The following is a 26958-nucleotide window of genomic DNA, read 5'->3' as shown; positions in this document are numbered from 1 at the left end:
ACCTCGTCCGGCGCTGCACAAACAAAGAGGGAAAAGTCTGAGGGGGTGACACCCGGTGGGGTGTCGGGGTCGGCGACCTGCCGAGCGGAGGGCTCGTGGCGCCGGGTCCATGTGTAACGACCGGCGGGCCGGGGTCATTCCGGGGTCGGCCCGTGTCGGCACCCTCATCGTGGCGGCGCCTGCGGTCGTTCGTGGTGACCGTAACGACCGGCGGGCCTAGGTCATTCCGGGGTCGGCCCGCCCGTGGGCACCCTCGTCGTGGCGGCGCCTGCGGTCGTTCGTGGTGACCGTAACGACCGAGCGCGGGTCGGCATTCCAACCTGCGCGACCAGCCTTCAGGGTCGGGCGGGCGGTCGGTGGTGCTGCGATCGTCAGGGTATGTAACGACCCCGGCCCGGCCATGATTCCGGCCCACGAGTGCACCCGACCACACCCCACAAACCCCCACCAACGACCAAACCACCCACACCCACCGGAACCCCTGGCGTCCAATCGCCCCTCACCCGGAATGATCCACTCGGGTTCACGGAAGTCGGGGCATCCCGGACTCCCGGACACCCCGACGTCATGAAACCCGAGTCGACCATGACTGGGCTGACCGTGCAAAGGCCGCAAGGCAGACACCATGCCCTCGGAATGGCATGCGACCTCGAAAACACCGAGGATGCCCCTGGCGACCGGAAGGCATATTCTGGCCGTCCGCCCGAAAGGCATCTTCGGCCGCGCACCTTTGGCCGGGTACCGAGGCCACAGCTGGCGAGCGCACACCAAGGCCGAGACCGCACGCCGCGGCCACACCTAGCGAGCGCACACCAAGGCCGCACACCGCGGCGACACCCGACGGGCGCGCGCACCGCGGCCACATCCGACGGGCATGGCCGTACCGACGACTGCCCGATGAGACGGCGCTGACAGGCGCCATCCCTCTGAACAGGCTGACGCCCGTCGGAGTGTTCCGACGGGCGCCAGCTTGCGTGCTATCCGGGCGTAGCCCGGTGGTGTGGATTAGTGCGCCGCACCACCGAAGCGCTGGCGGCGACGCCAGGCCAGGGTCAGCAGCAGCATCACCGCTCCGGCGCCGACCAGGCCGCCGCCGAGCTTCATGGGCGTGCCGAGGCTGTCACCCGTGACGGGCAGCGGCTGCTTCTTGTGCAGCACCCGCAGCTCGGTGGTGGCGGTACGGCCGGACTCCCGGCCCGTGGCGGTGAAGGTCAGCAGACCCGTCACCGACGGCTTGTAGCTCTTGGTGAAGCGGCCCTGACCGTTTGTGTACGCCGTGAAGTGCAGGGGCGCGCTCGCCTGGTAGGCCACCGGAGCCATGGCCACGGTGCTGCCGTCGCTGCGGCGAGCCGGAGCCGCACCGCCGGCCGGAGCGGCCTGCGGAGTGACAGTCACGTTGATGTCGACGGTCTCGTTCGGGCCGAAGTTGGTGCCGGTCAGCACGACCGTCTCGCCGAGGTAGATCGTCGGCCGGTTGACGGTCAGCGACGCGGCGGTCGGCGGGTACGGCGGCGGTTGCGGCGGGTCGGTGGTCGCGGTGGGCTGCGGCTGCGGCTGTGCCGCCCCCGCTGCCGTCGGCACGGCCACCACGGCCAGGCCGACCGTGAGCGCCATGATGATGCGGGATAGCCGCATGATTTGGTTCCCTCCTACTGATCACAGCTTGGTGCGGAATGAACTTGGGTGGTCCAGGGGCTGGCGGTGGGGGTGAGCCACAGCTCGGCCTGCCCGACGCCGGTCTTGGCCGTCAGCACGGTGACCTCCAGCGCCCTCTCGGCGCCGGGGCCGACGTCGACGCTGGCCGTGGCCACCTGACGGCGGCGTTCGGTGCCGCTGCCAAGCGCCGTCTCGGCCCCGTCCAGCCGGGCCTCCAGCACCGCTCCACCAGCCGGGCTGAAGATCGACACCAACGTTCGGGCGGTGTACGGATCGCCAGCCAGGCCGAGGCCGAGCACGGATTTGCTAAGTCCGGACTTCGGCGCCGTTGAGCGCAGGGTCACCCGTAGCCGGAGCTCACGGCGGCCGTCCGACCGGCATTCGCCGACCGTCAGGTTCGCCGTCGGCCGCAGGTAGTAGCCGAGCTTCGCGCCGCTGCCGTCGTTGAGGAACACGCCGACGGTCGGCACGGTGTCCTGTTCCGGAAGCGTCCCGGCCATCCGGCTCTCGCCGAATGTCCGCTGTTCCTCAGGTCGGGCACTCCAGAACAATATCCGGCGTTCGGTGATAGCACGGTCAAATGCGGACAACAACACCCGCGGGTTGACATTCTTCTTGAAGAAGGCGTCGAACACCGCCGATGCCGACGCCGCGAAGAACTCGTCCTGCTGTTTGACGTCGAGGCTCTGGTAGCTGTCGTTGAGCAGGGTCTGCACCACCTTCTCGCTGGCGAGCGGGACACCGCCGGGCACCAGCACCGGACCTGTCGCCTTGAGCAGGTAGGACAGCACCACCGGGTCGACGGCGAGCACGCCGTCGACAGTGGTGCCGGTCTTGCGCCGGAACATCTCGCGGTACAGCGTCGCGGCGGTCGGGAAGTGCGGGGACAGGTTGACGTCGGCGGGGTAGATGCCGGGCAGGTCCGTCCAGAGGGCCCGGGTCTCGGCGGGCACCTTCAGCGCCGGGGTGAACTGACCGAGCGAGGACGTGCTGCCCTGCTTGCCCATCTTGACCTTGCCGTTCTCCGCCTCGATCATCGCGTACGCGCCGAACATGCCGCCCGTGGCGCGCAGCTCGGCGAGGTTCTGCGAGACGAGCAGGTAGCGGCGGGGACCGTTCGCTCCCAGCAGCGACGGGAGGAGGCGGGCGCCCTGGTCGGCAGCCGTGGTGAGGCTGGCCAGCCGGTCGATCTCGTCGCGCAGGTCGCTCAGCGCCTGCCGGATCTGGCTGACCAGGCTGTCGGCCGGCACCGCAGCCAGGTTCTGGCGGGTACGTTGCACCGACTCGTGCACCCCGGTCAGCTCCGTGGAGACGGCGGCGAGCCGGGCGAGGTCCACCCCGCCGCCGGTCGGCACCAGGCTGGCCAGGTCCGTCCGGAGCAGGGTCGGGAACGCGTGCCGGGCCAGTTCGTCGATGGCGACGGCGATCTGCGCGACGGCGTCGAGGTCGTCGCCGGCGATCGGCGTACGCCGTCCGAGCTGCCAACTCGGGTCGGCCGTTGCCGAGCGGGCCGCGCCGGCCTGCTCCTGAAGGGCGGCGAGCGTCCGCAGGGCACGATCGGTGTCTCCACCGACGATCTGGGCGCTCAACTCTCGGGCCAGGCCAGCGGCGTTGAGCAGGTGGGTGCGCGCCTGCCAGCCGCGGAAGCCGATCCACCCCGCGGTCGCCAGTAGCAGCGAGCCGACCACCAGGGCGCCAAGGAGCGCCCGCCGCAGTCGGGCTCGCCGACGACGCCGGGACCGGCTCCGCCGCCGGATCGGACGTTCGCTCACCGTCACACCTAACTCCCATTCGCGGAACCGGACAGAAGGTCGATTCCCTGACGTTCTTAGCACGTCTCAGGGAAGTTCATACCGTTATTGCGTTTGTCGTCCTTTAAGCGAGTTTCCTTCGCAGTTACGTGGCGGGCTCTGCGACCCGTCCGGCCGCCTCGTGCAACAGCCGTTCGATCTGGTCCACGCCGGCGGGCAGCGACATCTCGCGCAGGTACGCGGCCCGCCCCCGGCGACCCATCTCCGTACGGGTGGGCGGCGGAATGGTGGCGGCCAACCAGAACCTGTCGGCCAGCGCCGCCCAGTCCTCGGGCGGGCAGGACAAACCAGCCCGAACCCGTTCGACCAACTCGGCCGTGTCCCCGCCGGCGGAGGCGATCACCGGCGCGGCGCAGGAGAGCGCGGCCTGGAGTTTGCCGGGCACAGTGCCGCGCAGCTCCGGAAGATCGCGCGACATGACCAGCTGGTAGTCGGCGGCGGCGTACAGCTCGGGCATGTCGACCGGCGACCGCCGCTCCAGGAAACGGACGTTCTCCGCGCCCAGCTCGGCGGCGAGCCCCCGCACCCGCCGCTCCGCCGCGCCCGAACCGACCAGGACCAGATCCATCGTCCGGTCCAGTGCCGCGGCCGCACGGACCGCGGTCTCCAGCCCCTGCCGCGCCCCGATGGTGCCGGCGTGCATCACCACGCACCGACCGTCGCGACGAACCAGCTGGCGGGCCGCCGCGCCGGGTGTCGCCGGGTAGAAGATCCGCTCGTCGGTCCAGTTCAGCACGAGCCGGACCCGGCCCGGATCGGCGCCGGCGGCGACCACCAGGTCCCGCATCGACGGCGCCGCGACAGCGATTCGCGCCGCGGTCCGGTAGAGCCGGGTCATGGTGCTGCCCATCCGCGCCGCCCAGCGCCCCTCGCCCCCCTCGTCCGCGCCATCGCGGGTCCAGACGTCCTGCACGTGCAGCACCGCTGGCACCCGCCCGAGCAACCGGAGCACCCCGGCGGCGGCGAACGTCGTCGCCGGCAGTTGAAAGACGTAGAGCGCGTCCACGTCACCCAGGAACCGGCGTGCGACCAGCCCCGCACTGCCGGCGAAGGAGAGGTAACTGGCCATCCGGCCACCGACTGACGCGGCACCCCCGGGGTACCGGGGCACCCGTCGGACACTCAGCCGTTGGCTGTGCGTCTCGTGGTGCCACCGCTGTCGCCAGCCGGGATAGACATGGCCACCGGGGTAGTCCGGAAAGCCGGTGAGGACCCGTACCTCGTGTCCACGCGCGGCCAACTCCTCGGCGAGACTCCCCGGGATGAATGCCGGCTCGGGCGGAAAGTGGTACGACAGGATGCCGATCTTCACCGGTGCGCCCCCGTCCCACAGGGATCGCCGGCGACCGGCGCGGCACCACGACCGGCCGGCGTCTGGCGCGCGTACGATTCCGACAACCCCTCCCCGCACGGCCACCGGCGTCGACGCACCGCCCCCGCGGTGCGGGCATCTGTGTCCGTACCGATGAGAGGGGCACCGATGGCTGATCGCGTGTTGTTCGTCTGCCACGCCAACCTGTGCCGGTCACCGATGGCCGAGTACCTGGCCCGCCGGCTGCTGGCCGACCGACCCGTCGAGGTGGCCAGCGCCGGCACCGACGCGATCGACGGGTTGGGTATGCACCCGTACGCCCTGGAGGTCGCGACCGAGAGCGGCGCGGACCCGGCGGCCTTCCGGACCCGGGGATTGCGCCCCGAGTACCTGGTCGACGCGACGCTCGTGCTGACAGCGACCCGACGCCAACGCTCGGTCTGCACCGCGTTGGCGCCGGGAGCGCTGCACCGGACGTTCACGCTGCGCCAGTTCGGCCGGCTGGCCGCGGCGGCCGACCCGCCCGTCGACTCGGCCGACGACCCGCTGCGGGCGGCGATCGTCGCCGCCGCCCAGGCCCGGGGACGGCTGCAACCCGCCGCCCCGGACGAGGACGACCTTCGGGACCCCATCGGCGGTACCGCGGCCGACTTCCGACGCTGCGCCGAGGAGATCGAACGGTCGCTGCGACCCCTCGCCGCGCTCATCGGGGCAGCCGGGTGAGTTCCTGGGTGTGGTCGGGGACTCCGTTGACCCCGTCGGCGGTCGCGCTGTGCCGGCCGGACGCGGCCCGGTCGGCCGGCACCGACGTCTCGGTCGGCGACGCCACCACCCGGTAGGCCTCGTACTGGTACGCCTCAGCCTTGGCCACCTTGGCCATGTTGAGCACACAGCCGAGCAGCCGGACCGAGACCGAGTGCAGTGACCGGGCCGCCGCGGCGACCTGGGTCCGCGAGGTACGGCCCTGCTGGGTCACCAGCAGCGCGCCGTCGGCCTGCACGGCCACCACCACGCCGTCGGTCACCGCGAGCAGCGGCGCGGTGTCGATGATCACGATGTCCGCCGACTCGCGCAGCGCCAGCAGCAGGTCCGACATGGCCTTGGAGCCGAGCAGCTCGCTCGGGTTCGGCGGGGCCGAGCCGCTGGGCAGCACCAGCAGCGACTTGTCGCCCCAGCGCTGTACGACGTCGCCGACCTTCACGTCGCCGACCAGCACGTCGGTGAGGCCGACGCCGGCGTCCAGGCCCAGGTAGTCGTCGACCTTCGGGCGGCGCAGATCGGCGTCGACAAGCAGCACCCGCCAGCCCGCCTCCGCCAACGCGATGGCCAGGTTGCAGGAGAGCGTGGTCTTACCCTCGCCCTGAAGGGCGCTGGTCACCGCGATGACCCGGGCCGGCTCGTGGACGTCCACGAAGCGCAGGTTGGTCCGCAGCTTGCGGACCGCCTCGGCGCGCGCCGAGGTCGCGGCGTCGCCCACGATGAGCGGAGCGCTGCGGGCGTTGGCCTCGAACGGAATCTCACCGAGCAGCGGGCTGCCGGTGGCGCGTTGCAGGCCGGCGGCGTCGCGCAGTCGGACGTCGGCGACGCCGCGCAGGATCGCCAGACCGATGCCGAGGAGCAGGCCGACCAGGCCGCCGAGGGTGAGGTTGCGGACCGGCTGCGGCGAGACGGGGTTGGCGCTGACCCGCGGGCCACTGACCACCTCGATCTTGATGGGCGCCTTGCCCTCCGGCGTCGTCTCCACCTTCTGTACGAGTTCGACGAACTTGTTGGCGAGGCTCTCCGTCACGCGCAACGCGCGGGTCTGGTCGGTGTCGGTGACCGATGCCCGCAGCAGGACGGTGCCGGTCTCGGTGGAGGTGCTCACCCGGCGCTGCACCTCGTCGGCGGTGAGGCCAACCGGAGTTTCGGCCACCACGCTCTGCGCCAGCCGGTCGCTGCTGAGCAGGTCGGCGTACGACTTGACACGCTGCTGGAGGAAGAGCCCGCCCTGGTAGGCGTCGGTGACGCCGGTGTTGGGGGTGGTGACGAAGAAGGTCACCGAGGCGACGTACCGAGGTTGGGCCCGTACGGTCAGGAACGCCGAGACGCCGAGAGCCACCATGACCGTGACCAGCGCGACCCACCAGTGCCGACGCACGTGGCGCAATTGGCGGAGCAGGTCCATCAGGAGCGCCCCCGTGCCGGTCCGGTTACGGCAAAGAACTTCACGAAAACCCCCAAGGTCGTCTCTAAACTCGTGAAACCATTAAAGCCGTTCATACGGCTTATGTCCGGAGTTACCTATATTCCGGCGGCGAGATGTGCGCCCGCATGACCAACCCGACAAACGTCCATTCGGCAGCGGCGACAGCGGGGAAAAGTCGAAGACCGATCGGACAGCGTCCGATCGGCCCAGCGGTCGCCGCCGACCGCGCCGCCGGATAGGGTCGACAGCGGTGTGCCGGGAAGTCTGGTCGGCGAGTGGATTCCTGCCGTCCCGACTCCTGTAGGTGAGCCCGAAGTTGACCACCCCCACCCCGCCGTCCGGCGCACGTCCGCCGAAGACCCGGCTGTTCTCCCGATCGTCCTGGCCACAGGCCCGGCACCTGGCCGACGTGCTGCGCACCGAGACCGTCGGTGGCGCGCTGCTGCTGTCAGGTGCCGTGATCGCGCTGGTCTGGGCAAACTCCCCGTGGTCCGACTCGTACGCCCGCCTCGGTGATGTGGTGCCCTGGCCCGGCGCGCCCTGGCACCTCGACCTGAATCTGGCCACCTGGGCGGCGGACGGCCTGCTGGCCATCTTCTTCTTCGTTGTGGGCCTGGAGCTCAAACGGGAGTTCGTCGCCGGTGACCTCCGCGATCCGCGCCGAGCCGCGCTGCCGATAGCTGCCGCGCTCGGCGGGATGCTGCTGCCGGCGCTGATCTACGTGGCGGTGGTGCTGAGCGGGGGCGGGGAGGGCCTGCGCGGGTGGGCCATTCCGACCGCCACCGACATCGCATTCGCGCTCGCCGTGCTCGCTGTGGTCAGCTCACATCTGCCCCAGGGCCTCCGCGCATTCCTGCTCACCCTCGCGGTGGTCGACGACCTGTTCGCGATCACCATCATCGCGATCTTCTACACCGCCGATTTCCACCCCGTGCCGCTACTCGCCGCGTTCGCGCCGATCGCGCTCTTCGCGGTGCTGGTGCAGCGGGGACGCACCTGGTGGTGGGCGCTGATCCCGCTCGCGATCGCCGCCTGGACACTGATGCACGCCTCGGGCGTGCACGCCACTGTCGCCGGTGTCCTGCTCGGCTTCACGGTCCCGGTGCTCGCCCGCCGACGGGCAGGCAGCGGCCAGCCGGCCACCGCAAATGCCGAGGCGGGCGAGGATGGGCTCGCCGCCCGGCTGGAACACCGCTGGCGGCCGGTGTCGGCCGGCTTCGCGGTGCCGATCTTCGCCCTCTTCGCCGCCGGGGTCACCCTGCGCGGCACCGACCTGGGCGCCCTGCTGAGCGACCCGATCGTGATCGCCATCGTCGCCGCCCTGGTGTTCGGCAAGAGCATCGGCATCTTCGGCTCGACGTACCTGCTGGCCCGGTTCACCCGCGCCGAACTGGACGAGGACATCACCTGGGCCGACCTGCTCGGGATCGCCCTGCTGGCCGGCGTCGGCTTCACCGTCTCGCTGCTCATCGGCGACCTGGCGTTCGGGGCGGGCAGCACAACCGACGACCGGGTCAAGGCGGCCGTGCTGCTCGGCTCGGTGATCTCCGCCGGGTTGGCCGCCGCGGTGCTCAGCCGCCGCAACGCGGCGTACCGGAGGGTGGCGGAGAAGGAGCGGCTGGACGCTGACGGGGATGGCGTACCCGACGTCTACCAGCACCCCGACGCACGCTGAACGCGCCGACGCGCCGGGGTTGACGCGAAGCGTCGAGGGGTGGCGCGGCGCGGCGAGCGCGGGTTCGCCGTCGTGCCGCGCCACCGCACCACTGGCGCGGGTTTGCGCTCAGTGGCGACGGTCGGCGGGCGGCAGGTCCTCGGTCTCCTCGACCAGCGCCTCGGCCGTCGGCGCGGTGAGGTCGTCGCCCGGCACCGCCACCGCCTCGACGCGATCCTGCTCGTCGGGCTTCCCGCCAGGCGGCGGCTCCGGGGCGGTGGCACCGCCGGCGTAGCCGTACTCGTTCGGTTCGTCGTGCCGGCTCATGTGGTCATCCTCCCGCTTTTCCCGTTTCACCTGTCGAGGCCAACGGTAGGTGGTGATCGTCCTCGGCGCAGCGTGCCGGGGATTGTCGGCCGGACCATGGGGGTGGGTGGCTGAGCGCCGCCCCGAGCAGCTGACGCAGGGCGATGATCGCCACCGCGCCGGCCAGGCCGTTCCAACCCGGTTCGCCGGCGAGCCGGAGCAGGCCGGCCGCGGTGAGGAGGTCCAGCAGGACCCGAACGCCGCTGCGCAGCGCCCCGGTGGTGAGCGTGGTGAGCACCCCGGCGACCAGCGCCAGGGCGGTAACCGCCGTGACCAGGGTGCCCATCACTGTCGACGCTCCCCCTCGGCCACCTGACGCTGCTCCTGACGGATCTCGCGGCCCAGGAAGTAGTTCAGCGCCGTTCGGATCGTCGCGATGGCGGCCAGTTGGCCGATCTGCGTGAAGGACGGGGACACCGCCGTGCGCAGCACGTCGGCCGCCAGTTGAAATTCCAGGCCGAGGGTCAGAAAGCGGCCGAGCGAGAGCCGGATCGGCGTGAAGCGGGCGGCGCTGCGGTGTCGTAGCCCTTCGACCACGAACCGCACCGCCGCCCACACCGCGCCAACGAAGATCACCAGCGCGCCGGCCACCTCGACCACGGCAACCAGCACCTGGTCGCCCTGGCGCAACAACTCGGCCGGCTCCACCCCGGGCCGTTACCCGCCCTCCGGGCAGCTAGTCGGCGCTCAGGTCAGCTCGTTCACCGCTTCCAGGATCAGCCAGAGACCGGAGATGGCGAAGAGGATCGCCGCACCGTACTTGATGGTCTTCTCCGGCAGCCGCCGGCCGAGCATCCGGCCGACCAGGATGGCCAACGCGTCCGCGGCGACCATGCCGATGGTGGAGCCGAGCCAGGTGCCGAACCAGCCGTACTTGGTGGCGAGCGTGATCGTGGCGAGCATCGTCTTGTCGCCCAGCTCGGCGAGGAAGAACGCCACCGACACCGCAACGATCGCGGTCTTGCTGGTCTTCTCCGCCTTGCGCTTCTCCTCCTCGGTGAGCTTGTCACCGCGCAACGTCCACGCACCGAACCCGAGGAACGCCACGCCGGCAACCAGGGAGATCCACTCGGTCGGCAGCACCGCCCCGAGACCCACGCCGATGGCGACCGACGCCAGGTGCACCACAGCTGTGGCGACCGTGATGCCGATCAGCACCGGAATCGGTTTGAACCGCGTGGCGAAGGTCAGCGCCATCAGCTGGGACTTGTCCCCCAGCTCGGCGACGAAGATGACGCCGAAGCTGATGACCAGCGCGGCGAAAAATCCCTCCATGACGTCCTTCCCGTTCACGCCGGGAGGAGGTACAGGGGCGCCCTCGACCCGGCTGCAACAGCCTGAGTCGAAGGTCTCGCCCGCCCCGAGAGAACCGGGGCCGCGTGGCCGGATGCGGAACGCACCAGTATGTCGACCACGACATTGGGGGCTACTCCCCTTCGCGTGGTCAGCCTATCGGATCACCGTCCGGCCCGGCCGAGCCGGGTGAACAGGCTCACCGCGCCCGCGCCAGCGTGACACCGAAGAGCGCGTCCGGGTCGGTCCAGAACTCCGCCGTGGCGAAGCCTGCCGTGGCCAGCTCCGCGGCGATCCCCTGCCGGTGGAACTTCGCCGAGACCTCGGTGCGCAGCTCCTCCCCCGCCGCGAAATCGACTGTCAGCCCCAGCACCCGCACACTCATCGGCCGGGTCGCCCGCAACCGCATCTCGATCCACTCGTTGTCGGGATCCCACACCGCGACGTGCTCGAACGCGGCCGGGTCGAAATCGGCGCCCAACTCCCGATTGATCACGTGCAGCACGTTCCGGTTGAACTCGGCGGTGACCCCGGCGGCGTCGTCGTAGGCCGGCACGATCACCGACGGGTCCTTCACCAGGTCCGTGCCGAGCAACAACCAGTCGCCGACCTCCAGCGCGGCGCGCATCGCCGTCAGGAACTCGGCCCGCTCGGCGGGCAACAGGTTGCCGATGGTGCCGCCGAGGAACACCACCAACCGCCGACCGCCGGTGGGCAGCCGGTCCAGTTGCCGGGTGAAGTCCCCCACGATGCCCCGCACCCGCAGGCGGGGATAGTCGGCCGCGATCTGGGCGGTGGACCCGCGCAGCGCGCTGACCGACACGTCGAGAGGGACGAACGTGCCCAGCCCACCGCGGCGGGTGAAGGCGTCCAGCAGCAGCCGGGTCTTCTCCGACGAGCCGGAGCCCAACTCGATGAGCGTCTTGGCCCCGGTCAGCGTCGCGATGTCGGGAGCGTGCGCGGCCAGCACGGCCCGCTCGGCCCGGGTCGGGTAGTACTCGGGCAGTCGGGTGATCTCCTCGAAGAGTTCGCTGCCCCGGGCGTCGTAGAACCACTTCGGCGGCAGCGATTTCGGCTCGGCGCTCAGCCCGGCCCGGACGTCGTCGCGCAGGCCGCGCTCCAGGTCACCCTCTTCGAGGTAGATCTCCAGGGGTTCCGCGGTCATCGGTTCGCTCCTCTGTTCGATCAACCGTTGCGTGCCTGCCCGGCGCGGCTCACCGGGGTCGGCAGTGGATGTACCCGCACCTCACCCGCGGTGGCGACGACGAGGTGCCCCTCCGGCACCGGCCGCCACCGGGGATCGTCGTCGTGTGGCTCGGAGGCGAGCAGCACCGAACGCGGCGTCTCGCGGACCGACAACGCGTGCCCGGCCACGCTGGCCACCACCTGGTGCCCGTCGGTGAGCAGCAGGTTGAGCCGCGACCCGGGGGCGGCGGCGGCGACGTCGGTCACCGTCCGCCCGACCGCGTCGACCGGGTCGGCACCAGCGCGCAACCGATGCCGCACCAGCGCCCAGAGCAGCGCCGAGTCGGTGGTGGCGTCCAGGGTGAGCAGGTCACGCACCGGCAGACCGGCGGCGAGCGGCACCACGGCGTCGGGCCAGCCGCGGACCACACCGTTGTGGCTGAACAGCCAGCGCCCCTCGGCGAAGGGCGCCGCCGCGCCGTCGAGCACCGCCATCCCGACGGTGGCCGAGCGCACCGCCGCCACCACCGCCGCGCTGCGGGTCACCGCCGCCAGTTGGGCGATCGTCGGGTCGCTCCAGATCGGCTGCGCCCGCCGGTACCGCACCGGCTCACCCTCACCCGGGTACCAGCCGACACCGAACCCGTCGGCGTTGATCGTGCCGCCGCCGCGCATGTCGCGGGGCGCCCAGGACTGGCGTACCAGCGAGTGCGGAGGGTCGAACAACAGCTCGGCAAGGGTGACCGGCGGCCCCAGGTAGGCCAGGTGGCGACACATCAACGCCCCCGGCCCGCCGCCGGGCCGCCGGTCGTGCGGCGACTCACCGGTACGACTCGTCCGGTCGCGCGTCCCGGGCGCAGCGAAAACCGCTGAAGATCTGCCGGCGAATCGGATAGTCCCAGTTACGGAAGGTGCCCCGGCAGGCGGAGCGGTCGGTGCCGAACGAGCCACCGCGCAACACCCGGTGGTCGCCGCCGAAGAAGACCTCCGAGTATTCGCGATAGGGGAACGCGGCGAACCCCGGATGCCCGTCGAACGCGGTCGAGGTCCACTCCCAGACGTCGCCGATGAGCTGGTGCACCCCCAACGGCGAGGCGCCGGCCGGGTACGCGCCCACCGGCGCCGGACGCAGATGGCGCTGGTCGAGGTTGGCGTGCGCCTCGGTCGGGTCGTCGTCCCCCCAGGGGTAACGGCGCGACCGCCCGGTCGTCGGATCCCACCGGGCCGCCTTCTCCCACTCCGCCTCGGTCGGCAGCCGCTTGCCGGCCCACGCCGCGTACGCCTGCGCCTCGTACCAGCACACATGCACCACAGGCTCGTCGGCGCGGACCCGCGCCCACTGACCGAAGCGCCGATACGACCAGTCGTCGCCGTCGGAACGCCAGTGCATCGGGGCGCTGAGCTGCTCCCGAACCCGATGCTCCCAGCCCGCCGTGCTCCACCAGCGCTGGTCGGTGTAGCCGCCGTCGGCGATGAAGGCCGCGTACTGGCCGTTGGTCACCGGGGCGGCGTCGATGACGTACGCCGGGAGGTCGACCCGGTGCGCCGGGCGTTCGTTGTCCAACGCCCACGGATCGGTGTCGGTGCCCATTGTGAACTCACCGGCCGGCACCAGCACCTCCGCGCCGACCCGGACCGACGGCTCGGGCGGCGCCGGGGCGTGCAGCACCGCCGGCCCCGAGCGCAACTGGTGGGTGGCGAGCATGGTCTCGTCGTGCTGCTGCTCGTGCTGCACGATCATGCCGAAGGCGAACCCGTCGGCGACCAGCGGCCGCTCGGTGAAGGTCACCGCGCCGAGCAGGTCGTGCACCTTGTCCCGGACGGTGGCCAGGTAGGCGCGCGCCTCCGCGGCCGGCAACAGGGGAAGCGCGGGGCGGTCCCGGCGCGGCTGCTTGAACGCGTCGTACAACTCGTCGATGTCACACCGGACCGGCTCCCGACCCCCGACGTCCCGGACCAACCAGAGCTCCTCCTGGTTACCGACATGGGCGAGGTCCCAGACCAACGGCGACATCAGCGGTGAGTGCTGGCGCGTCAGGTCGGCGTCGTCGACCACCTCGGTCAGCAACGCGGTGCGGGCACGGGCCCGCGCCAACTCCACAGCGATGTGGTCGCGCAACTGCTCGCCGTCGACCCGGCCCGCCCGCGACGCTCGCAGAACCGGCTCACTCCTCGCGCTCACCGGGCCGTCCTCCGTTCGCGACTGCGAGGCTCGCAACCCCGGCTCACTCCTCGCGCTCACTGGGCCGTCCTCCGTTCGCGACTGCGAGGCTCGCAACCCCGGCTCACTCCTCGCGCTCACTGGTCTCTCCTCTCTGCGGCGGCCAGCCGCCGGCGTACCCCTCGCCGGATCTCGTCGTCGGTGCTGGCCGACAGCTCCAGTCGGGGCATGGTGCTCAGGGCCAGGTCGAGCAGGGCCGCCGCGGCGGCGGCCAACGCCGGGTCGCCCAGGCCGTGCCGAGCGGCGGCCGACCAGCGGTGCGCCACCGGCGCTGCGATCGTGTACGCCTCGCGCACGGTGCCCGGGTCATCGAACAGGGCGGTCAGCACCGCCAGTGGCAGCCGCCAGCCGCGACCGGGTTGGGCGTCCAGGTAGCGCAGCTCCAGGTAGCCGCGCGGCCGCACCGGCGGAAAGAGGGTGCTGACGTGGTAGTCGAGGTCGTCGGTGGTGGGCGGTTGTGGCAGCGCGCCGTCGAGCCAGTCGGCGAAGGTCACCCCGGGCGGCGCGGCCCAGTCGGCGCTGTGCCGGCGCAGACAGAGCAGCGGCGCGGCGAGCACGTAGCTGATCCAGGCGTCGGTCGGATCGTCCTCCGCCCCTGAGGGCGACCAGACCGGGCGGGTCCGAGCCGGGTCGATGGCCAGCCAGGCGGCCATCCGGGCGGAGGCCCAACCGGTGCGCCGCCCGGCGTGTCGAGCGGCGGAGGCGAACGCCGCGAGCAGCGGGGGCCCGACCGCGTGGGCCGCGGCCCAGCGGCCAGCGACCTGGTCCGGCTCACCGGCGTCGAGGCAGATCTGCAGGCCGGCGGTGCTGTACATCATCGTGCGGCCGGCCGGCCCGTGGCGGTCGAAGGCTCCGCGCATCGCGCGGTAACGGGGGGTTTCCACCACCGGGCGGGGCCGTCGGTGGGGGTCGATGCCGCTGCTGCCGAGGATCAGCCCGGCGGCGGCCAGCAGGTCGGTGACCTGGGCGATGTCGGCCTCGGTGGCGCGGATCAACGCGGCGACCGAGGGGCGGGGCGGGGTGGAGATCTCCACCTGGCCACCCGGCTCCAGGGTGACCATGCCGCCGTGTCGCAGCGGCTCGGCTGGGCTGGTGGCATCCAGCGTGGCGGGGCTGTGCCGCCCCAGCGCCGCCCGCAGCCGCGTCGCGTCGACGGGGCGGGCGGGATCGGCGGCGTCGTGCACGGTCCATTCCAGTTCGACGCCGGTATGGGTGGGTGGGCCGGTCTTGAAGCAGATCCGGGCGAGGTGTCGGACTGCGGCTGCGGACTCGTGCAGGATGGCGCTGCGGTCCAGGTCGGATGACGTCACCAAGGGTCTGGCCCCCTCTCCGTGTGCCGGGTCCGGCACACTGTGCCACCGTAAACCCACCCACCGACACCGTCGGGGGCGTGCACGGTGCCACCAACCTCTGTCTAACAGACGAATTTCCGAAGCAGGGCGGAACCAAACCGCTCCACCACCGCCGGTCAGCCGTCGGCGGGGTGGCCCGGTCGCGGCGGTGACGGCGGGGCCTTCCCCGATGGGGACGGCTTGCCCTTCGCCGACTCGGAGGGCGTGGCCTTCGCCTGCTCGGACGGCTTCGTCTCGGGTACCAGCCGCTGGCAGTACGCCTCGACCTCGGCGGGGCCGCCAGCGGCGGTCACCAGCTTCTGGAAGGCCGGCGTGCGTAGTGCCTTCTCCCGCTGCTCGGGCTTCTTCGCCCGCCACGCGCGGCACAGTCCGTGCACCTGGCCGACGGTAGTGGGACTGGCCGGCGGCGTGGCGGTGACGGACGGCGGCGCACCCGGCGGCGACGGGACGCCGGGGCCCACCGACCGACCGGGCTCGGCCGACCGGGATGCGCCCTGGTGCGGCGAGGGTGACGGGCGCGACGGTGCCGGTGCGACCGGGTCCGGCCCTCGGTCTCGGGTGACCGCGGCGAAGGCGGCTCCCGCGGTGGCGGTAGCCGCCACCGCGCCGATCCAGGCCACCGCGCCGGTGGTCATCCGGCGACGGCGTGGCCGCTGCGGCACGGCCGGCGCCGGGTTGGCCCGGGCGGCCCGGAACGCGGCCACCGCGGCGTCCTCCCCGGCCAACTCGCCCGGGCGGACGGGACCGGCCGCCGCGGCGAGCAACGCGGCCACCGGCTCGACCGGGGGCACGTTCCGGGCGCTCAGGTGCGCCTCAGGTGAGTACGCGCCCACGTCTGTGGGCGTGGCGGAGGGGTCCTGCCCCAGCGTGGCGTCCACCCGGGCAGGGACCGCGTCGAGCAGCCGCTCGGTGTCGGCGTGCTCGGCCCGCCGGAACGGGTTCATCGGGAGTCCCCTCACGTCAGCCGTCCGCCGGTTCGACGTGCGATGCCCGAAGGGCGGGGCCGCTCCCCGCGCGCGGCGGTGGCACCCCCTCGACCCCGACCGACGACTCGGCCGGGCTCTGCCGCTCCAGCAGGACCGCGAGCCGGCGTAGGCCACGGTGAGCGGCGGTCCGCACGGCACCGGCCCGGCGGCCCAACACCCGGCCGGCGGATCCGGCGTCCAGCCCGATCACGGCCCGCAGCAGGACGGCTTCGGCCTCTCGGGGCGGGAGGGTGGCGATCAGCGCGAGGGCGGTCTCGGTGCCGAGCGTCTCGCTGGCTCGCTCGGCGGTGTCCGCGTCGCTGGCCAGCTCGACGAGCGCCTGCACCGGGACCGGGAGCGAAGGCCGGCGGCGCATCCGGCGCAGGTGGTCCATCGCGCGGTTACGGGCGATGGTGACCGCCCAGGCCCGGAACTCGCCCCCGGTGAAGCCGGGCAGGTCACGGGAGATCTGGAGCCAGGTCTCGGAGGCGACGTCCTCGGCGTCGGCCCCGACGAGCGCGGTCAGGTACCGCAGCAGCCCGGGCTGGAGGCTGCGGTAGAGAGAGCGGAACGCCTCCTCGTCCCCAGCCTGCGCGGCGGTCACCACCTCCGACAGGTCGGCGGTCATGAGCGGCCCACGCATCGTTCGGGGCGTGTCGGCCCGACCAACCGGGCTGGCGCACAGCACGCGGCACGAGTCGTCCGCCCGATCAGCACCAGCACCGCACCGCCCTCCACCGCTCTGATCGTGCCCGCGACAACGATTGTCGGGGCGGCGTGTCCGGGGCCAACGCCAGGGTGGTCGATCGGCGCGCAGCGCGCCGAGGTAGCCGGGAGGGCCCGAGCCGGGCTAACGCTAAGAGGGGGCTCACGAAGCGACAAGTCGGCGTCGTGTCACGGAAGAGTGACAATTATCAACCCGGCGCGACGGCGCGTCGTCGTAACGGCCGGTACGCAACAGACGCCAACCAGGCCTGGAGGCGGTTTCTTGCCACCGTCGACGGCCCGAGCGACGGAAATAGTCGCTTTTTGTGACACCGCACATCCACAGCGTCACGAAGGGCGAGCGTCCACACAGGTCAGGCCGGATCAGCCAGTCTGAACCAGCCGCCCGGCGGCCCTGCCGCGGCGCGCCGCCCCGCGCCACTCTAGGTACGGTAATGCGGTGTTGTCATCGGAGGTCGTGCTCAGCGGTCGCTACCGCTTGGACGAACGTGTCGCCACGGGCGGCATGGGCGACGTTTGGCGTGCCTCCGACCTGATCCTCGGCCGACAGGTCGCGGTCAAGGTTCTCCTGCCGGCGCTGGTCTCCGATCCCGATTTCATCGCCCGGTTCCGCGCCGAGGCGCGGATCATGGCGGCGCTGCGGCACCCCGGCATCGTGCAGGTCTTCGACTGCGGTGCGGACGACCTCCCCGACGGCGGGCGGGCGGACTACCTCGTCATGGAGTTCGTCGCCGGCGAGCCGTTGTCCAAGCGGATCGAGGCGGCCGGGCGGCTCGACGTGGCCGAGACGATGTCGATCGTGGCCCAGGCGGCGGCGGCGCTCAACGCGGCGCATCGCGGCGGCATCGTGCACCGCGACGTCAAGCCCAGCAACCTGCTGGTGCAGGAGGACGGCACCGTCGTCCTGGTGGACTTCGGCGTGGCCCGCTCCACCGACATCACCAGCATCACCAGCACCAACGCGGTGCCGGGCACCGCTCTCTACATGGCTCCCGAGCAGGCCGCCGGTCGGCCGGTCAGCGGTGCCACCGACATCTACGCCCTGGGCGCGGTCACCTACTGCTGTCTGACCGGCAGTCCGCCGTTCACCGGTGACAATCCGCTCCAGGTCGCCGTGCGGCACCTCGACGACGAGCCGCCGGAGCTGTCGCACGACATTCCGGAGGCGGTCCGCGCCCTGGTGTCGCGGGCCCTGGCCAAGGATCCGCTGGAGCGGTTCACCAGCGGAGCGGCGATGGCCGAGGCCGCTCGGACGGCGGTTACCGGCGGCGAGCCGCCGACGGCGATGGCCGGGCCGGTCGCGCTGCGCGACGCCGGGCCGGGCACCCGCACGGACGTGCCGGCCGGCGCGGCGGTGGCGGACGGGCGCCAGCGACGGCGGGGTCCGCTCGTCGGCGCGGCGGCGGCCATGCTTGTCGCGCTGGTCGGGCTCGGCGCGGCGCTGGCCGCGACGCGTAACGTCGGCGAGGACCCGGCGGTCAATCTGCCGGCCACCTCGCCGACGGTGGCGCCGAGCGGCCCCGTCGACCTGCCCGCGGCGAACGAGCAGATCACCAGCGTCGAGCCGGGCCGACCGGACCGGCCGCACGTCCCCGGCAACTCCCCGTCGGCCTCGGTCTCCGCCACGCCGAGTGTGCAGCCGAGTCAGACCGCCAACTCGCCGACGCCGACGGCGGGCGTCACCACGGCGCCGCCTACCAGCGCGGCGCCCACGACGGCCGCGCCGCCGACGACCAGCGCGCCTCCTGATCCACCCGCCACCTCCAGCCCGCCGCTCGATCCGGAGGTGCCGGCGGGCGGCTGAGCCGACCCCCGTCAGTCCCAGCAGCACCGATATCCCCAAAACGGACTTACGACGCCGAAGACGCCTCTAGGCTCTCAGCAGGCTATTTACACCATCTGCCGCGGGAGCCTGGGTGAGCGCTGAAAAGCTGGTCGTGATCGGTCAGGGGTACGTTGGACTGCCGCTGGCCATGCGGGCCGTCGAGGCGGGGCTCGACGTGGTCGGTCTCGACGTCGACGCCGACCGGGTGAAGCGTCTCGCCTCCGGCGAGTCGTTCGTCGAGGACATTCCGGCCGACCGGCTGGGCCGCGCGTTGGGCAGCGGCCGCTACCACCCCAGCACTGAGTACACCGATGCAGACGGGTTCGACATCTGCGTCATCACGGTGCCGACCCCTCTGCGCGACGGGACCCCGGACCTGAGCTACGTCGAGCAGGCCGGCATCGGTATCGGCCCGTACGTACGCCCGGGCTGCACTGTGATCCTGGAGTCGACCACCTACCCGGGCACCACCGAGGAGCTGCTGCGCCCGCTGTTGGAGTCCGCCAGTGGCCTGACCAGCCCCGGTGACTTCCACCTCGGCTACAGCCCCGAGCGGATCGACCCGGGCAACCCGACCTGGCGACTCGAGAACACCCCGAAAGTGGTCTCCGGTGTGGACCCGGCGGCGCTGGCCCGGGTGGACGAGTTCTACCAGCGCCTCGTGGAACGCACCGTACCTGTGGACTCCACCCGCGTCGCCGAGCTGACCAAGCTGATCGAGAACACCTTCCGCCAGGTCAACATCGCGCTGATCAACGAGCTGACCATGCTCTCGCACCACCTCGACATCGACGTCTGGCAGGCGATCGACGCCGCCTCGACCAAACCGTTCGGTTTCATGCCGTTCCGGCCCGGCCCCGGCGTCGGCGGGCACTGCCTGCCGATCGATCCGTGCTACCTGTCCTGGCAGGTCAAGCGCCGCCTCGGTCGGCAGTTCCGGTTCATCGAGCTGGCCAACGACGTCAACCACGAGATGCCCGAACACGTCGCGCAGCGGATCATGGGAGGGCTGAACCGGGACGGCCGGGCCGTCAGCGGCGCCCGACTGCTGCTGCTCGGTCTGGCGTACAAGAAGAACACCGGCGACATGCGCGACTCCCCCGCCGTGGACGTGGCCCGTCGGTTGCAGGCCCTCGGCGCCGAGGTGCACGCCGTCGAGCCGTACGCCGAGGCGCACCAGATCCCCGCCGGGATCACAGTGGTCGGGCTCAGCGAGCGTGAGGTGCGCGCGGCCGACGCGGTGGTGGTGGTCACCGACCATGACGCCTTCGACTACGACCTCGTGGTCAGGCACGCCCGCTACGTCTTCGACACCCGCAACCGGTGCGTCGGCCCGATGGTCGAGCGCCTGTAGACCCGGCACCGCTGGCCGGTCCCGCCGCCGGGGAAGATGGCGGGACCGGCCGGCGGATGTCCGTCTGCCAGCACTGACGTGACCCGGCAGGGTCACTGGTCGGCGAGCGCCTCGACGACCGGGCGGGACAGCGCCCGGCGGGCCGGCAGCACCGAGGCGAGCAGGGCGGCGAGCACCGCGACACCGAGGATCAGAGCGAGCTGGCCGAACGGCAGCACCACGTGGAAGTCCCCGCCGAGGCGGTCCAGCAGGGCCATCGTGGACGCGCTGACTCCGGTGCCGAGCCCGACCCCGAGCACCGCGCCGACCAGCGCCATCAGCACCGCCTCGACGGCGAGCACCGCCCGCATCCGCCCTCGGGTGAGCCCGACCGCCCGCAGCACGGCGTTCTCCCTGGTCCGTTCGACCACCGACAGGCTCAGGGTGTTCGCCACGCCGACCAGGGCGATCACCACGGCAAGACCGAGCAGTGCGGTGACGAAGGCGAGAAGCATGTCCACAGTGCCGGTGAGCATCTTCTTGTAGGCGCCCTGGTCCATCAGGTTCACCGTCGGGTAGCGGCCCAGCACCGCGGTGATCGCGTCGCGGGCCCGCTCGGGGCTCACTCCGGCGGCGGGGTCGATCTCGGCCAGGTATCCGCGTTGGGCGGGGAAGAGCGCCGCGAAGTCCTGGTCGGACAGGTCGATGACGTGACCCGCCGGCACCTCACCGTCGGGGCTGTCGTCGGTGACCACGGCGGCCACCCGGAACGACTTCCCCCTGAGGGTCACCGGGGAGCCGACCTGCCAGCCGCGGGCCCGCGCCAACTCGCTGTGCACCAGCACCTGCCCCGGCCCGACCCGCTCGGCGTCGCCAGTCAGCACCTTGCTCAGCGTCCGGGCGACCAGCGCCGGGTGGGCCGCGCGGATCTCGACGTCGTCGACGACAGTGCTGCGCTGCTCGTGCACCACACCCAGTTCGGGACGTGAGGCGAGTTCACCGACGAGCACGGCCGGCAGGTCCTGACCGATTCCGGTGACCACGAAGTCCGTCCCTATTTGGGCGTCCACGCTGCGTTCGATGCCGTCCTTGGTGCTGCGCGCACCGACCATGAACGCCGATACCAGTCCGATACCGATCACCAGCGCGGTGGCCGTCGCGGCGACCCGCCGCGGATTGCGCACCGTGTTGTTGACAGCCAGTTCACCGATGGTGCCGAGCACTCGCCGGACCGGCCAGCCGAACACCCGGGCCAGCGCGGGGACGAGCACCGGCCCGAACAGCACGATCCCGAAGAAGGTGAGCACCCCACCCACCGCCACCAGGAGCAGCTGACCGGCGCTGCCGGCGCCGGCCAGCGCGGCCACACCGACGGCGAGGACCACAGCGCCGATGCTCAGCCGAACCCGACCAGCACCCCGGCTGGGCTGCACCGCGGCGTCGGTGAGCGCCGCCACCGGGGCGATTCGCGTGCCCCGCCAGGCCGGCAGCAGGGCGGCGCACACCGTGAGCCCGGTGCCCAGCAGCAGGCCGGTGAGCACTGTCGAACCGGTAACGGTCAGCCCACCGGTGACCGGCACGTCCAGTTGGGACAGCAGCAGCCGCAGACCGCTGGCGAGGGCCACCCCGAGCAGCACCCCGAGTGCGGAGGCGACCAGCCCCAGCACGGCCGACTCCAGCAGTGTGGACCGGAAGACCTGCCCCCGGGTGGCGCCGATCAGGCGCAGCAGCGCGGTCCGTCGGGTGCGCTGGGCCAGCACGATCGCGAAAGTGTTGGCGATCACGAAGCCGGCCACCACTATCGCGACCCCCACGAAGATCAACAGCAGCATGCGGAACTGGTCCACGTTGCGCACCGCGTCCTCCACGGCCTCGTCGAGGATCTGCTGGCGACTCTTCACAGTGGCTTCGGCGCCGGACACGGCGCGTACCTTCTCGGTCAGCGCCGCGACGTCGGCGCCCGGTCGGGCCGCCACCATGATCCGGCCGTAGCCCCGCTCGCCGGTGAGGGCCAGGGCGTCCGGCCCGACCAGGCCGACGAACGGACCGCCGACGTCGCGGGCGGTGCCGGCCACGTCGACGGTGCCCACCAGGGTGTACGGGCGGGCCGCCCCACCGGTGGCGCCGATCCGGACCGCCGCGCCGAGCCCGAAGCCCTGCTCGGCCGCCGTCGGCGCGTCGAGCACCACCTCGCCGGCCCGGTCGGGCAACCGGCCGGCCACCACGTCGTACGAGCGCAGCGCATCCTCGGTGGGGATGGCGACGAGCATTGTGAAGCCGAGCACCGGCCGACCGTCGGCTCCGACGATGCCGGCGGTGTTGGTCAGCTCACCGGCGGCGGCGGCCACCCCGTCGACCGCCCGCACCCGGTCGACCAGTGCCGGGGGCAACACCTCGCGGCCGGCCGAGTAGACCCCGAGGTCGGTGTGGCGGTCGAAGATGCCGGCCCGCTCGTACGCCCCGGTCCGCATCCCGTCGACGAAGATCATCGTGCCGGCGACGAACGCGACGCCGAGCACGACGGCGAGCGCCGAGAGCAGCATGCGCAGCGCTTCGGCGCGCAGCGAACGCAGGGTCAGGCGGATCATGCGGGGCTCCCGGTGCAGGTGGCGGATCGGACCCCTCCGACGCTATGGCCGGCACCGGTCTGTCGATCTCCACCTGCGCGCTCGACTTGCGTGCGCCCCGGGTCGTGGTGCGCACGCCGGTCGCTACGACCCAGGTCGTACGCGGTGTCATCCGCCGGGTGTGACCAGCCCGCTCTCGTACGCCAGGACCACCGCCTGGACCCGGTCGCGCAGCTGGAGTTTCGCCAGGATCCGCCCGACGTGGGTCTTCACCGTCGCCTCGGCCACGTGCACCCGGGCGGCGATCTCCGCGTTGGACAGCCCCTGCGCGACCAGTAGCAGCACCTCCCGTTCCCGGTCGGTGAGCTGCGCGAGTCGAGGGTCCGCGCTCGGGGCCGCGCCGAGCTGACCGGCGAACCGGTCCAGCAGGCGCCGGGTGATCGACGGAGCCACCACCGAGTCGCCCTGGGCCACCACCCGGATCGCGGCCAGCAGCTCCTCCGGCGGGACGTTCTTGAGCAGGAAGCCACTCGCCCCGGCCTGTAGCGCCGCGAACGCGTCCGCCTCGGTGTCGAAGGTGGTCAGCACCAGCACCCGAGGGCCACCCGCAGGCTGCTCGGCGCAGAGTCGACGGGTCGCCTCCACGCCGTCCATGGTGGGCATCCGGATGTCCATGACGACCACGTCGGCCTCGGTGCGGGCGAGCACCCGCAGCGCGTCCGCGCCGTCGATCGCCTCCCCGACGACCTCCAGGTCGGGCTGGGATTCCAGCACCATCCGGAACCCGGCGCGGACCAGCGCCTGGTCGTCCACGATCACTACCCGGACCGTCATGCCGCGATCACCTCCGTTGCCGGCTCTGACGGTAGCGGCAGCCGAACCTCGACCTGCCAGCCCCCGGTCAGTCGGGGACCGGCGGTGAGGCTGCCGTCGTACACGGTCACCCGCTCCCGCATGCCGAGCAGGCCGTGACCGCCGGACGGCGCCGGGCTGACCAGCGGGCGGCCGCGGCCGTCGTCGACCACCCGGACCACGACGGCCTCGGCGGTGTACGACAGGAGGACCTCGACACCGGCGCCGACACCCGCGTGCTTGAGCGCGTTGGTCAGCGCCTCCTGCACCACCCGGTAGACGGTCAGCTCCAGGCCCGGCGGCAGGGCCGGCGGCGCACCGGTGACGGTGCTGCGAACGTGCAGACCGGCGTCGCCGAACCGGGCCAGCAGGTCGGGCAGCTCGGCCAGCGCGAGGCGTCGGTGCTCGGGGTCGGCCGCCACCTCCAGCCCGTCGGCCCCGTCCGCGCCGGTCGGGCTGGCGTCGCGCAGAACGCCGACCAGGCGGCGCATCTCCTCCAGCGCCTGCCGGCCGGTGTCCGCGACCACCTTCACGGCGGTACGCGCCTGGGCGGGGTCACGGTCGAGCATGAACCGGGCCCCGTCCGCTTGGACGATCATCACGGCCATGCTGTGGGCGACCACGTCGTGCAGCTCACGGGCGATCCGGGTGCGCTCCTCGGCGACCGCCGCCCGGGACTCGGCCTCCCGCTCGCGTTCCAGTGTGGTGGCCCGCTCCTCCAGGCTGAGCACATAGAGTCGGCGGGTCCGCACGTTCAGCGCGACCAACCACACCGCGCCGGTGACCAGCGCGTACCACAGCGCGGTCACCCACCACTGGATGACGTTCGGAGTCTGTGCGGCGGCCAGCAGCACGCCGACGGCCGCGACCGCGCCGGCCAGTACGCCGTCGCGCAGCCGCCGGCCGTACTTCACCACGCTGTAGAGCGCGATCAGAACGGCCACGTCGTAGATGAGCGGACCCCAGCGGGCGATCACCTGGATCAGGGCGAGCACCGCGACCGCCACCGTCACCGCGCTCGGGTGGGTGCGGCGGAACAGCAGCGCCACCGCCATCCCCACGCCGACAGCCGTGGCCGCCCAACCGCCCGGCTGGCTCACCGCCGCGGCCAGGGAGACGAGGACCACCAGCGCGGCGACGGCCACGTCGAAGGCGACGCCGCGCAGCGGGCGACCGAACACTGTGCGTCTCACGGTCACCCAGCGTACGTGCCGGGATGTTCGGCCCTCGCGCCCCGCGCGCGGGAATCAGCCGCCGAGGACCTCGCGCATGCGGTCGATCTCGACGGTCTGCTCGGTGGCGACGGAGTTGGCGAACTCGTTGAGCGTCAGGTCGGAGCCGACGGTGAGCAGGTTGGTGGCCATCTCGATGGCGCCCTGGTGGTGCTCGGTCATCATCCGGACGAAGAGCCTGTCGAAGTCCGCCCCACGGGCCGCGGCGAGTTGCCCCATCGCCTCTGGCGACTGCATCCCGCGCATGGTGCCGTGGTCGTGCCCCTGCACCTCCGCGGGCAGGCCACGGGTCTGCAACCAGCCGCGCATCATGCCCATCTCCGGCCCCTGGCTGGCCCGGATGCGCTCGGCGATGGCCCGGACGTCGGGGTCGGCGGCCCGGTCGGGGGCGAGTTCCGCCATCGCCAGGGCCTGCGCGTGGTGCGGGATCATCATCCGGACGAACCAGACGTCCAGCGAGTTGTGCGGGGCGGGACCGGCGTCGCGGACCTCGTGCGCCGGGCGGGTGGCCGCCGTCTCACCCGGGCGGCCGGGCGCGATGACGGTCAGGTCGGTGGGGACGGGGCTGGCCGTCGGCGACGCGGCGGAGGTGGCGGGCGCGGAGACCGGCCGCGGTGCGCTCGTACCGGTGTCGCCGTCGAGGCGGATCACCATGAACACCACGAGCGGCAACACGAGAGCCAGTGTGACGACCGCCAGGATGCGTGCGCGCCGATTGGTCATGGGCCACTCCCTGCAGTCGAGGTCACCGCGATGCTATCCATTGAAGAAGCCGCTTTCATGTGATCCAGCTCACATCGACGTTCTTCGTCGAACGGTAACGTGTCAACCATCGTCTCCCCCTTGCGAAGGGCCCCGCCGATGATCAGATTCCACAAGCCACGGTTACGACAACTGCGTGTCGTGGCGCTCGCCACGACCGGCCTCCTCGTCGCCAGCGCCCTCGTCGCTCCGGCGAGCAACGCCCAGACGGTGCCGCAGGCGGCCCCGGCCCCCGCGCTCACCAACACGATCCCCGGTGTCGACGAGATCGTGAGCAGCCCCAACCTGCGCCAGATCGCCAACGTGCCCAAGGTCGCCCCACTGGACGGGACAAACAGCGACATCGCCTTCCAGGGCAAGTACGCGTTCGCCGGCAACTACAACGGCTTCGTCATCTACGACATCTCGCGGCCCAGCGCGCCGACGGTCAAGGCCCGGGTGCTCTGCCCGGGGTCGCAGAACGACATCTCCGTCCACGGTGACCTGCTCTTCCTCTCCACCGACTCGTCGCGCAGCGACGACTCCTGCAACAGCACCACGCAGGGAGCGGACGTGAAGGGCTCGTGGGAGGGCATCAAGGTCTTCGACATCAAGGACAAGGCCAACCCGCGCTACATCAAGTCCGTCGAGACGGCCTGCGGCTCCCACACCCACACCCTGGTGCCGGGCAAGGACCGCAAGGCCATCTACCTGTACGTCTCGTCGTACAGCCCGCGGGCCGAATTCCCGGACTGCCAGCCGCCGCACGACTCCATCTCCATCATCAAGGTGCCGGTGAAGAAGCCGACCGACGCGGCAGTGGTCGCGACGCCGAACCTCTTCCCGGACGGCGGCTTCCCCGGCAGCCAGACCGGCTCGGCGACCACCGGTTGCCACGACATCACCGCCTACCCGTCGAAGGACCTGGCCGCCGGCGCCTGCATGGGCGACGGCATCCTGCTCGACATCAAGAACCGCGAGGCTCCCCGGGTCATCAACCGGGTCCGGGACGAGGTCAACTTCGCGTTCTGGCACTCGGCCACCTTCAACAACTCCGGCACCAAGGTGATCTTCACCGACGAGCTGGGTGGTGGCGGGGCGGCGACCTGCAACGAGACCGTCGGCCCGAACCGCGGCGCGGACGCCATCTACGACATCGCCGGCCGCGGCAACGCCCGGACGATGACCTTCCGCAGCTACTACAAGATCCCCCGGGCGAACGCCGACACCGAGAACTGCGTGGCGCACAACGGCTCGCTCATCCCGGTGCTCGGCAAGGACATCATGGTCCAGGCGTGGTACCAGGGTGGCATCTCGGTGTTCGACTTCACCGACTCGGCCAACCCGAAGGAGATCGCCTTCTGGGAGCGCGGCCCGCTCTCGGCCGACACGTTCGTCGGCGGCGGCACCTGGTCCGCGTACTACTACAACGGCCACATCTACTCCAACGACATGGTGAAGGGCCTGGACGTCCTGGCGCTGAACGACTGGCGTACCTGGTCGGCCAAGCTGACCCGCTACCAGGAGCTCAACGTGCAGACCCAGCCCAGCTACCTGGGCTGGTAGGCACCACGCACCACACCGGGCCCGGTCTCCGATCTTCGGAGGCCGGGCCCGGCTGCGGGCACGGTGGGGCCCGTCACCAGGACGGGGGTTGCGAACCGGCTGGCCAGACGCTG

23 protein-coding genes are annotated in these 26958 nt (G+C 71.9%); 5 read left to right on the top strand and 18 right to left on the bottom strand.

Annotated features, from left to right (window positions below):
• Positions 1-1005 precede the first annotated feature (1005 nt).
• From AB0C19_RS23770 to AB0C19_RS23760, 3 genes are all read right to left on the bottom strand, one after another.
• Positions 1006-1635: a hypothetical protein gene (locus AB0C19_RS23770; RefSeq protein WP_238685694.1), complete on the bottom strand. Its 630-nt coding sequence runs from the start codon at positions 1633-1635 to the stop codon at positions 1006-1008.
• A 14-nt stretch (positions 1636-1649) separates the two neighbouring features.
• Positions 1650-3428 carry a DUF4012 domain-containing protein gene (locus tag AB0C19_RS23765; RefSeq protein WP_357188725.1) on the bottom strand — a complete coding sequence of 593 codons (1779 nt, stop codon included), beginning with the start codon at positions 3426-3428 and terminating at the stop codon, positions 1650-1652.
• Between the two features lie 124 nt (positions 3429-3552).
• Positions 3553-4779 (bottom strand): glycosyltransferase family 4 protein, encoded by a 1227-nt coding sequence (locus tag AB0C19_RS23760; RefSeq protein WP_357188723.1) that lies wholly within the window; start codon positions 4777-4779, stop codon positions 3553-3555.
• A 168-nt stretch (positions 4780-4947) separates the two neighbouring features.
• On the opposite strand from AB0C19_RS23760, the gene AB0C19_RS23755 reads away from it, so the two are divergent.
• A complete protein-coding gene (locus AB0C19_RS23755; protein WP_357188721.1) occupies positions 4948-5502 on the top strand; it encodes a low molecular weight phosphatase family protein in 555 nt (184 codons plus the stop codon).
• Here AB0C19_RS23755 and AB0C19_RS23750 read toward each other — a convergent pair.
• The gene (locus AB0C19_RS23750) at positions 5483-6946 is read right to left on the bottom strand and encodes a polysaccharide biosynthesis tyrosine autokinase (RefSeq protein WP_357188719.1); all 1464 of its coding nucleotides are present in this window, start codon (positions 6944-6946) and stop codon (positions 5483-5485) included. The genes AB0C19_RS23755 and AB0C19_RS23750 overlap by 20 nt on opposite strands.
• Positions 6947-7271: 325 nt before the next feature.
• Here AB0C19_RS23750 and nhaA point away from each other — a divergent pair, with 325 nt between their 5' ends.
• Positions 7272-8642 carry a Na+/H+ antiporter NhaA gene (nhaA, locus tag AB0C19_RS23745; protein ID WP_357188717.1) on the top strand — a complete coding sequence of 457 codons (1371 nt, stop codon included), beginning with the start codon at positions 7272-7274 and terminating at the stop codon, positions 8640-8642.
• 108 nt (positions 8643-8750) lie between these two features.
• Here the strand turns inward: nhaA and AB0C19_RS23740 are convergent, their stop codons facing one another.
• The 10 genes from AB0C19_RS23740 to AB0C19_RS23695 all read right to left on the bottom strand — a co-directional run bounded on the left by AB0C19_RS23740 (position 8751) and on the right by AB0C19_RS23695 (position 16646).
• The gene (locus tag AB0C19_RS23740) at positions 8751-8948 is read right to left on the bottom strand and encodes a hypothetical protein (protein WP_238685700.1); all 198 of its coding nucleotides are present in this window, start codon (positions 8946-8948) and stop codon (positions 8751-8753) included.
• Positions 8949-8952: 4 nt separating this feature from the next.
• On the bottom strand, positions 8953-9273 hold the full coding sequence (locus AB0C19_RS23735; RefSeq protein ID WP_357188715.1) for a hypothetical protein: 321 nt from the start codon (positions 9271-9273) through the stop codon (positions 8953-8955).
• Entirely contained in the window at positions 9273-9635 is a 363-nt protein-coding gene (locus tag AB0C19_RS23730; protein WP_328654263.1) for a DUF1622 domain-containing protein, read from the bottom strand. The genes AB0C19_RS23735 and AB0C19_RS23730 overlap by 1 nt, the downstream gene beginning before the upstream one ends.
• Before the next feature lie 39 nt (positions 9636-9674).
• The gene (locus AB0C19_RS23725; protein ID WP_124816196.1) at positions 9675-10262 is read right to left on the bottom strand and encodes a TMEM165/GDT1 family protein; all 588 of its coding nucleotides are present in this window, start codon (positions 10260-10262) and stop codon (positions 9675-9677) included.
• Between the two features lie 217 nt (positions 10263-10479).
• A complete protein-coding gene (gene egtD, locus AB0C19_RS23720) occupies positions 10480-11445 on the bottom strand; it encodes an L-histidine N(alpha)-methyltransferase (RefSeq protein ID WP_357188713.1) in 966 nt (321 codons plus the stop codon).
• A gap of 20 nt (positions 11446-11465) precedes the next feature.
• Positions 11466-12242: an ergothioneine biosynthesis protein EgtC gene (gene egtC, locus AB0C19_RS23715; protein WP_357188711.1), complete on the bottom strand. Its 777-nt coding sequence runs from the start codon at positions 12240-12242 to the stop codon at positions 11466-11468.
• Between the two features lie 43 nt (positions 12243-12285).
• A complete protein-coding gene (gene egtB, locus AB0C19_RS23710; protein WP_357188745.1) occupies positions 12286-13623 on the bottom strand; it encodes an ergothioneine biosynthesis protein EgtB in 1338 nt (445 codons plus the stop codon).
• A gap of 140 nt (positions 13624-13763) precedes the next feature.
• Positions 13764-14999, bottom strand: a complete 1236-nt coding sequence (gene egtA, locus AB0C19_RS23705; protein ID WP_357188709.1) for an ergothioneine biosynthesis glutamate--cysteine ligase EgtA — start codon at positions 14997-14999, stop codon at positions 13764-13766.
• A 155-nt stretch (positions 15000-15154) separates the two neighbouring features.
• The gene (locus tag AB0C19_RS23700) at positions 15155-15982 is read right to left on the bottom strand and encodes a hypothetical protein (RefSeq protein WP_357188707.1); all 828 of its coding nucleotides are present in this window, start codon (positions 15980-15982) and stop codon (positions 15155-15157) included.
• A 16-nt stretch (positions 15983-15998) separates the two neighbouring features.
• Positions 15999-16646: an RNA polymerase sigma factor gene (locus tag AB0C19_RS23695; protein WP_357188705.1), complete on the bottom strand. Its 648-nt coding sequence runs from the start codon at positions 16644-16646 to the stop codon at positions 15999-16001.
• Between the two features lie 522 nt (positions 16647-17168).
• Here AB0C19_RS23695 and AB0C19_RS23690 point away from each other — a divergent pair.
• Positions 17169-18533, top strand: a complete 1365-nt coding sequence (locus AB0C19_RS23690) for a serine/threonine-protein kinase (protein WP_357188703.1) — start codon at positions 17169-17171, stop codon at positions 18531-18533.
• Between the two features lie 112 nt (positions 18534-18645).
• Positions 18646-19908 carry a nucleotide sugar dehydrogenase gene (locus tag AB0C19_RS23685; RefSeq protein WP_357188701.1) on the top strand — a complete coding sequence of 421 codons (1263 nt, stop codon included), beginning with the start codon at positions 18646-18648 and terminating at the stop codon, positions 19906-19908.
• A 92-nt stretch (positions 19909-20000) separates the two neighbouring features.
• Here AB0C19_RS23685 and AB0C19_RS23680 read toward each other — a convergent pair whose 3' ends face one another.
• The 4 genes from AB0C19_RS23680 to AB0C19_RS23665 all read right to left on the bottom strand — a co-directional run bounded on the left by AB0C19_RS23680 (position 20001) and on the right by AB0C19_RS23665 (position 25261).
• A complete protein-coding gene (locus AB0C19_RS23680) occupies positions 20001-22475 on the bottom strand; it encodes an ABC transporter permease (RefSeq protein WP_357188699.1) in 2475 nt (824 codons plus the stop codon).
• A 147-nt stretch (positions 22476-22622) separates the two neighbouring features.
• Entirely contained in the window at positions 22623-23288 is a 666-nt protein-coding gene (locus tag AB0C19_RS23675) for a response regulator transcription factor (protein WP_357188697.1), read from the bottom strand.
• A complete protein-coding gene (locus tag AB0C19_RS23670; RefSeq protein ID WP_357188695.1) occupies positions 23285-24505 on the bottom strand; it encodes a histidine kinase in 1221 nt (406 codons plus the stop codon). The genes AB0C19_RS23675 and AB0C19_RS23670 overlap by 4 nt, the downstream gene beginning before the upstream one ends.
• Positions 24506-24553: 48 nt before the next feature.
• On the bottom strand, positions 24554-25261 hold the full coding sequence (locus AB0C19_RS23665; RefSeq protein WP_357188693.1) for a DUF305 domain-containing protein: 708 nt from the start codon (positions 25259-25261) through the stop codon (positions 24554-24556).
• Positions 25262-25399: 138 nt separating this feature from the next.
• Between AB0C19_RS23665 and AB0C19_RS23660 the strand changes: the two genes are divergently transcribed.
• Entirely contained in the window at positions 25400-26845 is a 1446-nt protein-coding gene (locus AB0C19_RS23660; RefSeq protein ID WP_357188691.1) for a hypothetical protein, read from the top strand.
• The last annotated feature ends 113 nt before the right edge of the window (positions 26846-26958 follow it).

The sequence above is a fragment of the Micromonospora sp. NPDC048842 genome (assembly GCF_040649935.1).
In the GTDB taxonomy this organism is placed as follows: Bacteria; Actinomycetota; Actinomycetes; order Mycobacteriales; family Micromonosporaceae; genus Micromonospora; species Micromonospora hortensis.
The sequence above is the reverse complement of the archived record's forward strand: the minus strand, read 5'-3'. Positions and strand labels throughout refer to the sequence as shown.

Excerpts from the sequence above, each read along its gene's own strand:
- AB0C19_RS23695 (WP_357188705.1), bottom strand. The coding sequence starts at position 16,646 with ATGCGTGGGCCGCTCATGACCGCCGACCTGTCGGAGGTGGTGACCGCC.
- egtC (WP_357188711.1), bottom strand. The coding sequence starts at position 12,242 with ATGTGTCGCCACCTGGCCTACCTGGGGCCGCCGGTCACCCTTGCCGAG.
- AB0C19_RS23680 (WP_357188699.1), bottom strand. The coding sequence starts at position 22,475 with ATGATCCGCCTGACCCTGCGTTCGCTGCGCGCCGAAGCGCTGCGCATG.
- egtD (WP_357188713.1), bottom strand. The coding sequence starts at position 11,445 with ATGACCGCGGAACCCCTGGAGATCTACCTCGAAGAGGGTGACCTGGAG.
- AB0C19_RS23770 (WP_238685694.1), bottom strand. The coding sequence starts at position 1,635 with ATGCGGCTATCCCGCATCATCATGGCGCTCACGGTCGGCCTGGCCGTG.
- AB0C19_RS23665 (WP_357188693.1), bottom strand. The coding sequence starts at position 25,261 with ATGACCAATCGGCGCGCACGCATCCTGGCGGTCGTCACACTGGCTCTC.
- AB0C19_RS23725 (WP_124816196.1), bottom strand. The coding sequence starts at position 10,262 with ATGGAGGGATTTTTCGCCGCGCTGGTCATCAGCTTCGGCGTCATCTTC.
- AB0C19_RS23755 (WP_357188721.1), top strand. The coding sequence starts at position 4,948 with ATGGCTGATCGCGTGTTGTTCGTCTGCCACGCCAACCTGTGCCGGTCA.
- AB0C19_RS23675 (WP_357188697.1), bottom strand. The coding sequence starts at position 23,288 with ATGACGGTCCGGGTAGTGATCGTGGACGACCAGGCGCTGGTCCGCGCC.
- AB0C19_RS23735 (WP_357188715.1), bottom strand. The coding sequence starts at position 9,273 with ATGGGCACCCTGGTCACGGCGGTTACCGCCCTGGCGCTGGTCGCCGGG.
- AB0C19_RS23660 (WP_357188691.1), top strand. The coding sequence starts at position 25,400 with ATGATCAGATTCCACAAGCCACGGTTACGACAACTGCGTGTCGTGGCG.
- AB0C19_RS23740 (WP_238685700.1), bottom strand. The coding sequence starts at position 8,948 with ATGAGCCGGCACGACGAACCGAACGAGTACGGCTACGCCGGCGGTGCC.
- AB0C19_RS23750 (WP_357188719.1), bottom strand. The coding sequence starts at position 6,946 with ATGGACCTGCTCCGCCAATTGCGCCACGTGCGTCGGCACTGGTGGGTC.
- AB0C19_RS23700 (WP_357188707.1), bottom strand. The coding sequence starts at position 15,982 with ATGAACCCGTTCCGGCGGGCCGAGCACGCCGACACCGAGCGGCTGCTC.